The organism is Sphingobacterium micropteri (assembly GCF_014692515.1).
Lineage (GTDB): Bacteria > Bacteroidota > Bacteroidia > Sphingobacteriales > Sphingobacteriaceae > Sphingobacterium > Sphingobacterium micropteri.
In genome coordinates this window covers 57,760-72,260 of sequence record NZ_JACOIK010000014.1, presented here as the reverse complement: position 1 = coordinate 72,260, position 14,501 = coordinate 57,760, and the positions used below count along the sequence as shown (strand labels likewise).

Annotated in this window: 7 protein-coding genes; all 7 read left to right on the top strand. The window is 44.4% G+C overall.

All coding sequences use genetic code 11. The annotated features are described in order from the left end of the window. Positions 1–5: 5 nt before the first annotated feature. Complete coding sequence (locus H8B06_RS17845; protein WP_190995565.1) at positions 6–1,622, top strand: fasciclin domain-containing protein; 1,617 nt, start codon at positions 6–8, stop codon at positions 1,620–1,622. A gap of 16 nt (positions 1,623–1,638) precedes the next feature. Further along, positions 1,639–3,207: a fasciclin domain-containing protein gene (locus tag H8B06_RS17840; protein WP_190995564.1), complete on the top strand. Its 1,569-nt coding sequence runs from the start codon at positions 1,639–1,641 to the stop codon at positions 3,205–3,207. Further along, positions 3,207–6,332, top strand: a complete 3,126-nt coding sequence (locus tag H8B06_RS17835) for a SusC/RagA family TonB-linked outer membrane protein (protein WP_190995563.1) — start codon at positions 3,207–3,209, stop codon at positions 6,330–6,332. The genes H8B06_RS17840 and H8B06_RS17835 overlap by 1 nt, the downstream gene beginning before the upstream one ends. 8 nt (positions 6,333–6,340) lie before the next feature. Then, positions 6,341–7,972, top strand: a complete 1,632-nt coding sequence (locus H8B06_RS17830) for a RagB/SusD family nutrient uptake outer membrane protein (RefSeq protein WP_190995562.1) — start codon at positions 6,341–6,343, stop codon at positions 7,970–7,972. A 269-nt stretch (positions 7,973–8,241) separates the two neighbouring features. Further along, positions 8,242–11,484, top strand: a complete 3,243-nt coding sequence (locus H8B06_RS17825) for a SusC/RagA family TonB-linked outer membrane protein (protein WP_190995561.1) — start codon at positions 8,242–8,244, stop codon at positions 11,482–11,484. 11 nt (positions 11,485–11,495) lie between these two features. Next, positions 11,496–13,304, top strand: a complete 1,809-nt coding sequence (locus H8B06_RS17820) for a RagB/SusD family nutrient uptake outer membrane protein (RefSeq protein ID WP_190995560.1) — start codon at positions 11,496–11,498, stop codon at positions 13,302–13,304. A gap of 5 nt (positions 13,305–13,309) precedes the next feature. Further along, positions 13,310–14,485, top strand: a complete 1,176-nt coding sequence (locus H8B06_RS17815) for a glycoside hydrolase family 88/105 protein (RefSeq protein WP_190995559.1) — start codon at positions 13,310–13,312, stop codon at positions 14,483–14,485. The last annotated feature ends 16 nt before the right edge of the window (positions 14,486–14,501 follow it).

Below are 14,501 nucleotides of genomic sequence, written 5' to 3'. Positions count from 1 at the left end.
GAGAGATGAACACAAAAAAACAAATTTGGAGCTGGGGGCTCTTGATCTTTCTGGGTTGGATGCTCACGTTGGTGAGTTCCTGTAAGGATGCTTTTGAAAACAACACCTATACCGCGTATGAAGAGACACCAATCGCTCTTTACCTGAAAAACCACGAAGACAAATACAGCCTTTGGGTAGAGATACTGCAAAAAGCAAACCTATATAATACACTAAATCTCGATGCCATATATACCCATTTCGTTCCGGTTAACGAAGGGGTAGAACGTTACCTAAAAGCAACAAACTTGGGGGCGATATCGGAAATGTCGGAAGAACAGGCTGCTTATTTGGTGCGATATCATTTAATTCCGAATGCAAAAGTAGAATTTGCACAATTTCAAAGTGGCGCCATTAACGAACTCAATGCGACGGACGATAACCTATTTGTTGACTTTAGAAATGGGGGATTAGAGGCAGTTTATCTGAATGGCGTGTCGAGATTCAACAGTTATGATATCAAAGCGACCAATGGTATCATTCATAGTATCGATGATGTGCTGGTTCCGTTGGTGGAGACCGTTTATGACCGGTTGCAAGCACAACAACATTGGAGCCTGTTCAAGGAGCTGGTAGATCTAACCGGATATAAGGAAAGATTGGAAACCGTATACACCGAAACGACCGATCCTTTAGGGAATCCGATTCAGCAACGGTTTAAATATACAGCCTTTGTTGTAAGCAATGAGACCTATACTAAAGCAGGTATCCATGGCATACAGGATTTATTGGAGCGACTCGAGGTGTCGGCAGGCAGCGATTATACAAACCCGGATAACCCATTGAATAAATATGTTTCATACCATTTATTGGATCAGCAGCGTTCATATGCCGATCTGGGAAAATTCTCGGAAAATGGTACTAAAATGAACCTGCAGACCATGGCTCCCCATGAATTGCTTAAGGTTTCTGAAAGTGGCGCTGGTTTAGTGCTCAATGAAGATGTCGAAACCGGGGAGTCCATTGCCTTCGTGGAGATGAATATTGCCTGTAAAAATGGTGTTGTCCACGAAGTAAACAACTGGATGCCGTTATTTTCCCCAGAGCAAGTTCAGGTGATATGGGAATTGACCGATTACCCCGATATTGAAGCAAATGTTAGCCAATACCGAAATTCCAATTTAGGATCACAGTACAATAAAACATTTACAGCCAATGAACTAACGAATATAACCTGGTCTGCACGTCCGGAATACAAGTCAAATGTAGTTACCTATCGCAACAATAGACCATCGGAGGGGAATTGGTATGCCCTATTGAACCATGACCACCTTCGTGCTGAATTGGGTGAGTCGGGCTGGATCGAGTTTAAAAGCCCGACCATCGTCAAAGGACGATATAAAGTTTCCTTTGTCTGGCCGAGCCCTAAGCATTCGGCACATACGGGTATCTGTGCTTTTATTCTTGATAATGAGATAATCCATGCTCGGTTGGTCATATCGAACTCCAGAGAAGAGCGAAATCTAACGCAAGCGATGGGCACCGTAGAATTTACAGAAACAGCAGATCATACCTTGCGTATATTATCACTGGATGGTCGTTTGATCACGATGGATTATTTGCAATTTGATCCCGTAGAATGATTTAAACCTTATTGTTATGAAACAGATAATTTATGCGACAGTATGTTTAGTTACCATACTTGTCGGTTGTAACAAAAACTGGGACACCCATTACGGGGAAGAAGAGGGAACAGTATCTTCCCTGAATCTTTTGGACTATTTAAAATCGCAGCCCCAGTATTCGGACTTTGTGGCCAAGCTAGAAGAATATGATTTGGCAGCGGAACTCGCGCGCGACCAGAATCTGACTATTTGGGCGGTTTCTAATGAAAAAATGGGCGCATTGAATAATTTGGGAGAAGATATCGAGTTTATCCTGCGGTACCATATCAACAGTTTGATGTATGATAATACCAAGCTCAAGAGTGGGTTACGTGTGATGACCTTCAATGGTAAATATTTATCGATAAACAAAGATGGCGGGGTCGTACACGTCGGTGATGCAGCAGTCGTGAAAGGGAATCAGATTTGCCAGAACGGTGTAGTCCATGAGATCGACCAACTCTTGACCCCTGATTTGAGCATTTATGAATACATAGAAGCGTTGGGTAGTGATTACTCGATCATCCGGGATACCATCCTCGCGATGAACGATACCATTTTTGACCTGGAAAACAGTATTCCGATTGGTGTAGACCCGACGGGCAATACGCTGTATGACTCGGTATATGTAATTACCAACCCTATTTTCGAAAAAGCAGATATCCGGTCGGAGTTTTCGGAAATAACGATGTTTTTGCCTAGCAATCACGTTATCGAAAATTGTTTTAATGATCTAGGACTATTGTACGACCAATTTGGGAAGGAATTTTTGAAAGAGGATTCTTTAGTGGCCTTCATCTGGATCAAAGATGCTATCTTTTATAAATCATTACTCGATGATGTTTCGGGAGAAGATCTTACATCAGTTTTTGGAAAGCTTTGGAAGCCTTCCGTGCAAAAAGTAGACCCAAATTTTAGGCGCATGAGCAACGGCCGTATCTACGAGATCAGCAAACTCAAAATACCAAATAACGTCCATATCAGTATGATTAAGCAATTGTTTCATTATTGGGAGTTTGTACCGGATGACGAAAAGGATTTGCGGTTTACATTGAATAACGTCAAAAGTATTGGACCTGCAGATGATGTTACCGTAACGTTTCCTACTATTGGTGTAGAGATAACTTATCGCACACTACGGATAGAGGGTGATCTGGAAGATAACAAACCAACATCGATTGACTATACACCAGTTATGTTGGAGCGGAACGCAGATGGTTCGACGGATTATAAGGTCGTCGAAGTACCGCCCGGAGAGTATAACCTGTATATGGGATTCCGAGCAACGAACCATCCCTTTGTCAATATTTATATTGACGATAAACCCGTTGCGTTAAATCTCAATGTGGAGCCGGCAACACCTTGGCATTTCGATCGGAATACGAATACGGTGCCTGGAACGAAGTACAACGGTTGGGGTGGATTGGTCGGCCCGGTTATGCTTGAGGGTGACGATGTGCGTTCCTTTAAAATTAAGGTGGAGTTTGCAGGCCTAGGTAAAGGAAATGTTGAACGGCTGGATCTTTACCACTGGGCTTTGATCCCAACACAAAATAACTATTAATGAACCGAATATTAACTGAATATATGACGAAGATAACGAAAAAGAGGATGTGGCGTTCGCTATTGTTTACCATGTTGGCGTTAGGGGTCGTTCCTGTGTTTGCACAAACGACGATTACCGGAAAGGTGGTTAGTAATTACGATAAAAGTCCAGTACCCGATGCAGTAGTGACGGTATTAAATACAACGTCCAACGTCCGTACGAAGAAAGATGGATCCTTTACATTGGATGAGGTCGACGATCGGGCCACTACGATTCGGGTCTGGAGCCCGGGATACTATGAGGCATACGTAGAAATTTTGGGACGCAGTACTTTCGAAATAACATTGATTGGTGAAGGGCGGACAAACTATATCAATGTGGTCGACGGAACGTTTTCTGATAAGAACAGCAATGTGCTGTCTGATAACGACTATCGTGCGGGCGCCGTCGATATCGAGCAGGTATTAACGGGCGAAATGACGGGACTGCGCGTTCTCAATAAGAGTGGGATGGTCTCCGAAGGTGGGATGTTTAACTTTCGAGGCGTACGCTCGTTCGATGCGGATAATACACCGTTGATTGTGGTCGATGGTGTGCCATATTTGCCAGATTTAGGGAACTCGCCCCTTATCGGCGGCTATTCCAGAGGGACGTTCGCACCCTTTGCCTTGCAAGATATCAAACATATCCGTTTGTTGAAGGGAGCAGAAACTGCCCGATACGGATCCTTGGGATCGAACGGCGTACTTCTTTTAGAAACATCGTCCTCCGACGATTTGGAAACCGTTGTAGAATTCAGAGGTAACTATGGTCTCGCCCACAATTATAGCACACTACCTTTATTAGGAGGTAGTGCATATAAAAGTTTACTAGGTAGTGTCGGCATGACGCAATACGAAGATATGGGCGAACTATTGACGAGGTTCCCTTTCCTGCGTGATGATCCAGACTACTATTATAACTACCTATATAATAATACGACAGATTGGCAAGATGTCATTTATCGAAATGCCTTTGTAACCGATAACCATTTGCGTATCAAAGGTGGCGATGCGGTAGCGAAATATGATTTGTCGCTGGGCGTACTTAGCCAGCAAGGAGCACTGGATCAGACTGCGACCACACGATATAGCACACGCTTGAATTCCAGCATCAATTTAGGAGGTAAGTTCGATTTAAAAGCTATTACAGCGCTTACGTATAGTACTTCCCGTTTACAGGAACAGGGTATCCTAACGGCAACAAACCCCTTAATATCTGCATTATACCGAGCGCCGATCCTTAGCCCATACCAAAAAGATGTGGACAATAATGTTTTGCCAGATCTGGATCGCGTCGGACAGTTTGGTGTTTCCAACCCATTGGCGCTTTTGCAAACTGCCGATTTTAAATCGGATATCTATGATGTGTTTGTACAGGCAAACTTAGGCTATCAAGCTACCGATCGCTTTAGATTAAACGCTGTTTTAGGCCTTTTTTCCAATTATACACGGCAGAATGCTTTCATCCCCGGATTATCCAGTGGTACGATCTTGCCGCTTGAAGATGGACTAGCGTTGAATAGCGCCAGAGCAGGAGCGGGACAAACGTCCAATATTTCATGGAACCTCTACGGAACCTACCACAAAAAATGGAATCAGGATGAGGCGTTCTTCGGAGGCGGTGTACAGGGCTTGTTAACTTCTCAGGAGTATGATGCCGGAAGTGGAAGAAACACCAGCTCGGATTTCTACCGTACCCTCAATTATGTGAATAATGCTGGTCGCCTTTTTTGGGGCTACAATGAACAGTGGAACTGGATGAATATATACGGCTATACACAGTACAGTTGGCGTAGTTTAGCCAAATTGGACGTCAATTTGAGTATAGATGGTTCGTCTGTATCGGGGGCGAACGCCAGTCGTTTCGGTGTGTTCCCGGCAGCCGATTTGTCGTTCCTACTGTCCAACACAGCACTTTTGAAAGACATCAACAGTATTGATAACCTCGTATTTAAAATTGGCTATGCGAAGACTGGAAATAGTCGCTTTTCGTCGAAGATTGGACAGGCATATTATGGGAGCCAGTTGTACCGCCAATTAGCGGGCATCGTGGTAGGTAACATTCCTAATCAAAACATCCGCTGGGAAGATAACGAAAACTGGCAGGCGAGTTTAATTTTCTCGGGTATGAACCAGCGCCTGAATCTTAATGTAGGCTATTATTTTAATCGTGCCAGCAACTTATTAAATGCCTTTCCTGTCTCGCCAATCGGTGGCATCGACCGGATCTACATGAATGGCGGTGCCATAGACAATCAAGGGCTGGAAGTGGAGCTGAATGTGGCAGTCATCGATAACCGGGACTGGTCTTTAACCTGGAGAGGTAATCTGTCTACCTTGAATAGTAAGGTTAAGCGTTTGGTCGGTGGAGCCGATATGCTCCATCAGCAGGCGGACGGTGTTACCCGCATTAATCGCGTCGGCGTCTCTCCCTTCTCTTTTTACGGTGCAAACTTCCGCGGTGTTATTTCCAGTGATGCAGAGGCAGACGCTTTGGGATTACAGGATTATAAGAACAGATATTTTGGTGCCGGTGATGCGCACTTCGCAGATATTAATCAAGATGGCGTAATTGACAATGAAGACCAGGTACCGTTGGGCAACAGTTTGCCGAACCTTTTCGGAGGAACCTCCCTTAGCATCCGTTATAAAAACATCCATCTACAGGGATTGCTCAGTTTCAGCCAAGGAAATCAGATGTACAACGGTTTGCGTCGTAGTATGGAGAGCATGGATAGTTATGCCAATCAGTCGGAAGCCGTACTCCGCCGCTGGCAAACTGACGGTCAGCAGACCAATATTCCCCAAGCTGCTTATGGTGACCCTATGGAAAATGCGCGCTTTTCAAACAGGTGGATAGAAGATGCATCGTTCCTACGACTGGAAAACATCACCCTGTCGTATAAGTTTGGACAGCACCGACTAAATGTGCTATCTAATTCGGAATGGTACATTGCTGGCGAAAACTTATTTACATGGACAGACTATCTTGGTTTGGATCCCGTGACCGCATATAGCAATGCGATTAGCTATATGGGAGCAGATTATGGTAAGATTCCATTGCCACGTACATTTAAATTTGGTGTTAACATTAAGCTGTAATGAAGAATATGAATATAAGAAGGAGTTTTTTCGTATGTGGAATAGCCACTGTTGCCTTGACTTTAACGGGATGTTCCCGTTATTTTGAAGTGGATACGAACGATATATTGTTAGATAAAGATTATGTAAAGGAGTCGAATGAGCTGTATTCCGGTTATATGGGCGTTGCGTCTAAAATGCAGGCAATCGCGGACCAGACGGTGTTTCTCAGTGATTTACGTACGGATTTACTCGAGCCGACCGTGAATGCCCCGCAGGATCTTTGGGATTTATACAATTTCAAGGAAAAGCCAGGCAATAGCTTTGCCAATCCGAGACCGTATTACGATTTGATCGTCAATGCAAACGCTTACCTGAGTAAGATTATTGCGTACAGAAAAAGCAACCCCACTGCCATTGAGGAGGCGCACTATGCGGCATTGATATCCGGAACTATCCGTTTTAAAGTATGGACTTATCTAACTTTGGGTAAATTATATGGGCAGGTAGCCTATTTCGATGATCCCGAGTTGAATCTAGATAAAATAGGTGAAATTCCGGTAATCGGTTTTGATGAATTGATTCCGAAGTTGATTACCCTGATGGAAAATGGTGAAGATGGTGTAAATGGCCTATATGAAGCCAATTGGGGAAATATATTATATCCCGGTATACCGGCCAACCAACAAGATTTGGTGTGGAACATGATCTGTCCGTCACCGGCTCCTCTTCGTATGGAATTGTACCTGTGGAATAAAGAATATCAGCGCGTAGTGGACATCGGTATACCGTTTATTTCAGATGGCGGTGGCAAAAGATATAAAGTCAGCAATGAGGATTGGAATGGTGAATGGATACAGGCATTTACACGGGATCCTATCACGCGTACGCGCGTGTTGATTAATATGGTTCCTTACGATTTTGAAAGAAACCAGACCAATCGTTTAATCCGTTTTTTCTCGAACGAGGCACCTTCTGTTTATTATCTAAAACCTACAGAGGTGGCTATGCAACGTTACGAGTCGCAATTACGTTATGATGGGCATACCCTGGGAGATCGATATCGGGGGGTTGATTTTACGTATTATTTCCAAAATGGGGAGTGGGTGATCCGTAAGTTTTCCAGAGATCGCGAGAGTGCTTCTGAAATTTATAAAAACAATGTCCATATTTCAATTTACCGGGATTCCGATGTGCATTTCTTTGTAATCGAAGCGCTGAATAATCTAGGAAAGTTTGGACCGGCAGAGGCTTTGTTTAATGATGGTGTTGAGCTATATCGATCGCGCAACGGAGATAATTTGGAAGCTCCGTTTGATGATCCTACGATCAATTCTCATTTTGCAATCAATATGGGGATCCGAAGGAGAGTGAGCCTTGCACCGGTATACCCACAAGGCTTATCGAAAGATGATTTGGATACCGAGGAGAAGAAACGCGCATATATGAAAGCATTGGATAAACTTATAGCTGAAGAAACGCTGATGGAAAGTGCAGGCGAAGCAAAAGCTTATTTCGCATTGATGCGTATTGCCAAGCGATGGAATGATCCAGCTATCCTAGCCGATATCGTTTCTGCAAAATATTCGGATGGACAAAAACAACAAGTCAGGGGACATTTAATGAACGAACAAAACTGGTTTGTACAATATCCGTTGTAAGATTAATGTGCTTTTATTACGCTCTGTGTAAAGCAATCAAATGTATTTAATGCTCTTTATAAAAAGCAACACACAAAATTTTGCTTTTTATAAAGAGTGCTATTTACCGGAAGTAGTCAATTTTTAAACAGATTTCGTCAATTTTTAAAAGTCAAAAGCAGAATTGAATTCTACTTTTGACATCGTTAAGTAACATTCGTCATTGTTTTAACGATGAACATGGCCGGGTGTTAAGTTTAAGCGCTAATTATAATTATATGCCAGTAACGATGTCAAAATGGAACGTAATCCGAAACGGCAATCTTAAAAGGTTGCTTGTTTTAGTATTTTTTTGTGTATTAATGCCCGCCGTTTGGGCACAAGAATTTTCCCTGTCGGGTCGAGTTACCGATCCCAGCAATCAACCCATTAGTGGTGCCAGTGTACAGGTTAAAGGAAAAAATGCAAGCACCTTAACAGGTGGTGACGGTACTTTCTCTCTGCCGGCTACAGTCGGCGACGTCTTGCAAGTGAGCTATGTGGGCTACACCCCGGAAGAAGTAAGCCTAGCTAATCGCAACCCAATTACCGTCTTGCTGATGACAGCCAACAATGACTTAGACGAAGTCGTCGTGATCGGGTATGGAACGGCGCGGAAAAGAGACCTGACTGGTGCGGTGGGCTCCGTGAAAGGAGAAGATATTCGTCAAGTTCCCGTTACAACGGCAGCGCAGGCATTGACCGGTAAGGTCGCTGGTGTGAACGTAGTTACGCAAAGCGGTGCACCCGGAGCCGACGTCAATATTACCGTGCGTGGAGGAACATCGATAACCGGTTCAACGGCGCCGTTGTATGTTGTAGACGGGTTTGTCATGGAAGACGCGTTGATGAAAATTGACGTCAATGATATCGAAAACATTGACATCCTGAAAGATGCCTCGGCGACTGCTATATATGGTGCTCGGGGAGCAAACGGCGTGGTGCTGATTACGACAAAGTCCGCAAAATCCGGTCGTACCGCCATTGACTATAACGCCTATCTGAGTTTTGAAAGGCTGAGCCGTACGATGGATTTATTAGGCGTAGAAGACTACGTAAAATACCAATACGAATTCCAGACATTGGCCGGGCAGGAACATAATTTTGCCGAGATGTATGGCGGCGATGTGTCTGCTCCTGATTTTGCCGCTGGTGCATACGACAGAATCCAGCGTGATTATGCGGCGCGCTCCGGTATTGATTGGCAGGATGAAGTATTCGGTGGTAGCGCGTTGTTACAAAACCATAATGTCAATATCTCCGGTGGTAACGACAAGACAAAATTGATGCTGTCTTATAACAACACCAACCAAGATGGTATACTGGCAAAGTCGGGTTTCCGCCGGAACAGTGTCCGTGCGAAGGTAGATCATCAATTATTTAAGGGCGTTAATGTAGACTTTAATTCGTTATTTCAAGATGCCAATCGACAAGGAGGTGGCTCTCTAGGAGGGATGCTCAAGATGGCGGCACTACAGCCAGTTACGGGTGGTGTGCGGTATACCAACGAAGAATTGTTACATACCGATATTGGTGAGGATATGGCCTTGATCAATTCCCAATACGATCTGAGCAACCCCATCATTATGAATGATGCAAGGATGAGGGAGCGCGCTTCCCGATTGGCAAATGTCAACGTAGGTTTAACAGCGAAGTTCCTCGATAATTTTACCTTTCGTACGCAGGGATCATACCAATGGGGGCAAACCCGTACCGATTTTTGGGATGATGGTAGGACACGGGACGCCAGAAACAATGGCGGTCCGTATGGTTCGATGGAAAATGCAGAGGGATTTGAGTGGCAGTGGACAAACACCTTATCGTGGTTGAAAGATCTGGATAAACATCATATCAATTTAATGGTAGGACATGAAGTGCGCTATGAAGAAAGTCAAGGTCTTAAACATGATTATTTCGAATTTCCGCCGAGTAATTTTGGATTGAAGGACGTTAGCTTAGCCGGGCGTACCGAACGGGGCGAATCCGAAGCTCGTCGATACGGCTTGGTATCGGGGTTCTTCCGCGGAATTTACAATTACGATGATCGTTATTTGGTAACAGCTACTGTCCGTACCGATGGTGTATCCACCTTCCGGCAAGGGAATAAATGGGGGGCTTTTCCGTCAGCATCCGCTGCTTGGAACATCCATAACGAAAGCTTTATGGAGGACAACGGAATTTTTAACCAACTGAAACTACGTGTCGGTTACGGTACAACCGGGAATGATCGTATCGGTAGTACGCGGTACGCAACCTTATACGGATCGACTGTGGTTGCGGTAGATAATAAGACTGTTGTTGGGGTTAAACCGAGCAATACCTTAGGAAATCCCGCGTTGGTCTGGGAAAAGACACAGACGGCGAACGTGGCTTTAGATGTTGCCTTGTTAAATAACCGGGTGAATCTAACCGCCGATTTTTATAACAACGAGTCGAAAAACCTATTGTTGAAAGCTGCCATCCCCACGTCAACAGGATACAGTGAACAATACCAAAATGTTGCCAGCTTAAGAAACAGGGGGGTGGAACTTTCCCTCAATACATTGAATGTAAGGAATGAGAACTTTCAATGGAAATCGGCGTTCAATATTACATTCAACCGTTCGAAGGTAGGGCAGCTTTTCGGAAGTGCGGGTAACGACTACATGATTACGAGCTATGAGTCCAGAATCAATTTCTATACCGGCGTAGGTGGGCCGATCAGTACGTTCTACGGGTATAGATATGACGGCGTATACACGACCGATGACTTCATTCAGCAGGGAGATGGCAGTTATATCTTAAAAGATGGCGTCGCGTCCTTAAAAGGTAAAAACCGTTCAACGGTGAAGCCGGGCGATGTAAAATACCTGCCAGTTGCTGGCCAAACCGATGATGCCGGCAATCCGGTATGGTCGCCCGAAGACCGTACCGAATTGGGGAGCCCGGAGCCGAAGTTTTTTGGTGGTTTCAACAATGAATTTATCTATAAGGGCTTTGATCTGAGTGTTTTCCTAAACTTTGCCTACGGGAACAAAGTGTTTAATATGAATAGTCAACGCTTTATGGGACCGTATTTGCCGAACCAAAATTCGCTCGGCAACATGGCCGATCGCTTCACGCTCATTGATCCAAATACCGGGCTGGAAACAAACAACTTAAATCGCTTGGCAGAATTGAATCCTAATCAACACGACGCACGGCAGATATGGAGTTTGAATTCGGGAAACAATATTGCGATTTCCGACCCGCTTGATTATTACCTGGAAGATGCTTCCTTTCTGCGCATAAATAACATTACGTTGGGCTACACTTTGCCGGGTACGGTTTCGAAAAAAGCGTTCATCCAGCGGTTGAGATTCTACGTGACCTTAAACAATATTCACACGTTTACGAAGTATTCAGGATATGATCCGGAGGTTTCGGCTACGAACGAGATTTTGACACGAGGTGTCGATAATTCGGCTTACCCAAGGATTAAGAGTTTTGTAACCGGAATCAATTTAACTTTTTAAAGCATAGCATCATGAAGAAAAATATATATATCGTTATTGCAGGCGTTCTATTGGGTACAACCTCGTGTAAAGATTTCTTAGAACTGCCATCAGAAAAGGATTTCGATAGCTCCACCATATTCGAAGACGTTGGAAAAGCAGAGATGGCTGTTTTGGGTGCCTATACCAGCACATTTAATGCAGAACTATTTTATCAATTTGGTATGGGAACGGACGAGTGCTTCTCCACGGAAGGAGAAACCAATTCGAAAAATCAGGTTTCGAACTATGTGTTTAACCCTGCTATAAGTCCTACATCTACTTATACCACGATGTATGCTGGTGTGGAGCAGGCTAATGTACTGATCAGCAATATCCCACTTATGACGAGTACCAATGACGCTGAACAGCAAAAGCTAAATGCACTGTTAGGAGAGGCCTATGCTATCCGGGCGATGAATATGCTGCATGTTGTACGGCATTTTGGTGATGTACCTTATCCCACTATCCCGGTCGTGGAAATGCCCGACTTTTCATCGTCACGCGTAAGCAGGGATACCATACTAGACGGCTGCGTAGCGGATCTACAACGAGCTATCGAATTGCTTCCGTGGAAAGGGGAGTCCGGGATGCCTGTAGAAAGAGTGTCCAAGAATGCCGCTTATGGCCTATTGGCACGTCTAGCCCTATATGCAGCGGGCTATTCGTTGCGCTGGGATTTGGATAGCTACGCTCCGGGCAGCGTACAGTTGGCGCGGCGCTCCGATACGCAGCGTATTCAAGAGCTATACGAGATCGCACGCGACGCCTGTAAGGCAGTTGTGGATCGAGGGGAGCATGCGTTGATCGATTATGAAACGATTTTTCGCGACCTAGTCAACGGGAAATACAACAGCGAATCGATGTTTGAATATGGTCAAAAGGGTGCCGACCGTAATGAGGCACGTTTGGGATATACGAATGGTATTTTCGCACATACCCAATCGTTTTATAATAAATCTCAACCGGCAATGGCTGCGCTGCCAACTTATTATTTTGAATTTGAAGAAGGAGATGTTCGTCGGGATGTCACCATCGCCAATTATGCGATAACGGCGCAAAGTACCCATCAAATGAATACTTATGCGAACCATGCGATCGGTAAATACCGTGTAAACTGGAAGGCAGATGGAGGTGTTTCTGCTGCTCAACGGGATATTAACTGGATCCACTTGCGGTATGCAGACCTGTTATTGATGTATGCCGAGGCCGAGAACGAACTGAACAACGGACCGACGACCGTGGCCAAAGAAATGTACGAGAAAGTGCGTTTGCGAGCCTTCCAAAATGATCGATCGAAGATAGGAGAAACGCCCGCGATGTATGCGGATTTCAGAAATGCAATCATACAGGAACGGAAGCTGGAACTGGGATTTGAAGGCTGGCGCAGAACCGATTTAATCCGTTGGGGTATACTGTACGAAAAACTGACGGAAACAAAACAGCAAATCTTGGATCTAGCAAACCGTACCGGGAAATATGCGGATGTCGCGAGATATCGCGCTTATCAGATGACAGATGCAAAGACGTTCAACGATCCGACTGTTGCTTTAGATTTTATTCCGTTCGCCAATGAACCAACCTCAGACGAAAGAATAGCGTTGGAAGAACAGGGGTACACCCTTTTGGATATGTATGGAAGCACTGCAGCTTTCTTTAATAACAAATTTTCTGCAAACGAAGTTTGGGTGAGAAATATCTTCCGCGGTCTAGAGAAAAACAAAGTGGAGCTTTTCCCGTTGAATACATCGACCATCGACAATAACCCCGGCCTTCGTGGTCAACAGCATCCTTTATATTAATTCCTATGTCAAATAGAAAAATAACCATCGCAGTTTTCATGTTGCTATTCGGTTTCTTGAGTCTCCGTTCTGTGGCCCAAGAACAAAAACTCTATCTCCAATTTGCGGAGTCTGAAATGAAGCGCTTCCCGGAAGCTTGGCAGATTGATCATGGCAAACGGCTTTATTTCGGGTACGGTCAAGGACTGGGCTGTTTAGCCATGTTGAAAATGTGGGAGAAAACCAACGATAAAAAATATTTCGATTATGTTGAGGCTTGGGCGGATACCATCATCAATGATGAGGGAAGTATCCATCTCTACAAAAGAGAGACCTACAATATCGATTATATTAACCCCGGTAAAATCCTATTCACGTTATACGAAAAAACCGGGAAAGAAAAATATAAATTAGCTATTGAAAATTTGATGTCCCAGTTGAAAGTGCATCCCCGTACATTGGAGGGAGCCTACTGGCATAAATTGATTTATCCGCATCAAATCTGGCTAGATGGTATCTATATGGCGGATCCTTTCATTGCCGCATATGGGCAGTTCACCGATGATAATACGAATATTGACGACGTAATAAACCACATTCTCGTAACCGCAAAACATACCTATGATCCCGAAACCGGACTTTATTATCACGCTTGGGACGAAAGCAAAAAGCAACAATGGGCCAGCAAAGTAACAGGACAATCGCCTAACTTTTGGGGACGTAGTATGGGTTGGTGGTTTATGGCGTTGGTGGATGTGTTGGACTTCATCCCGAAAGATTATCCCCAAAGGAATGAAATAGTCTTCCTGATTAACGGGCTCGCCGAGACATTGCCTAAATATCAGGATAATGAAGGCTTGTGGTGGCAAGTATTGGATAAGATCGGGAAGGAAAAAAATTATCAGGAGGCTTCTGTCAACGCCATGTTTATGTACAGCTTCGCCAAAGCTGCCAATAAAGGATATATTTCCGAATCTTACAAAACTGTAGCAGAGAAGACATTGCAAGGCATCCAAAAGAAACTGTTGAAAAAGGAAGCCGATGGTACACTTACGCTTATCCAATGTAATGCGGTCGCGGGTTTAGGTGGACATCCTTACCGCGACGGAAGCTATGATTATTACGTCAACGAACGTATCCGGGAGAACGACGCCAAAGCTACCGGACCATTTATCATGGGTTTATTGGAGTTAGATCGATAATCCGGATATGCAGGAT

What these genes read in the sequence shown, in the direction of transcription:
- H8B06_RS17845 (WP_190995565.1), top strand. Translation starts at nt 6, where the DNA reads ATGAACACAAAAAAACAAATTTGGAGCTGGGGGCTCTTGATCTTTCTG.
- H8B06_RS17825 (WP_190995561.1), top strand. Translation starts at nt 8,242, where the DNA reads ATGTCAAAATGGAACGTAATCCGAAACGGCAATCTTAAAAGGTTGCTT.
- H8B06_RS17835 (WP_190995563.1), top strand. Translation starts at nt 3,207, where the DNA reads ATGAACCGAATATTAACTGAATATATGACGAAGATAACGAAAAAGAGG.
- H8B06_RS17840 (WP_190995564.1), top strand. Translation starts at nt 1,639, where the DNA reads ATGAAACAGATAATTTATGCGACAGTATGTTTAGTTACCATACTTGTC.
- H8B06_RS17815 (WP_190995559.1), top strand. Translation starts at nt 13,310, where the DNA reads ATGTCAAATAGAAAAATAACCATCGCAGTTTTCATGTTGCTATTCGGT.
- H8B06_RS17830 (WP_190995562.1), top strand. Translation starts at nt 6,341, where the DNA reads ATGAATATAAGAAGGAGTTTTTTCGTATGTGGAATAGCCACTGTTGCC.
- H8B06_RS17820 (WP_190995560.1), top strand. Translation starts at nt 11,496, where the DNA reads ATGAAGAAAAATATATATATCGTTATTGCAGGCGTTCTATTGGGTACA.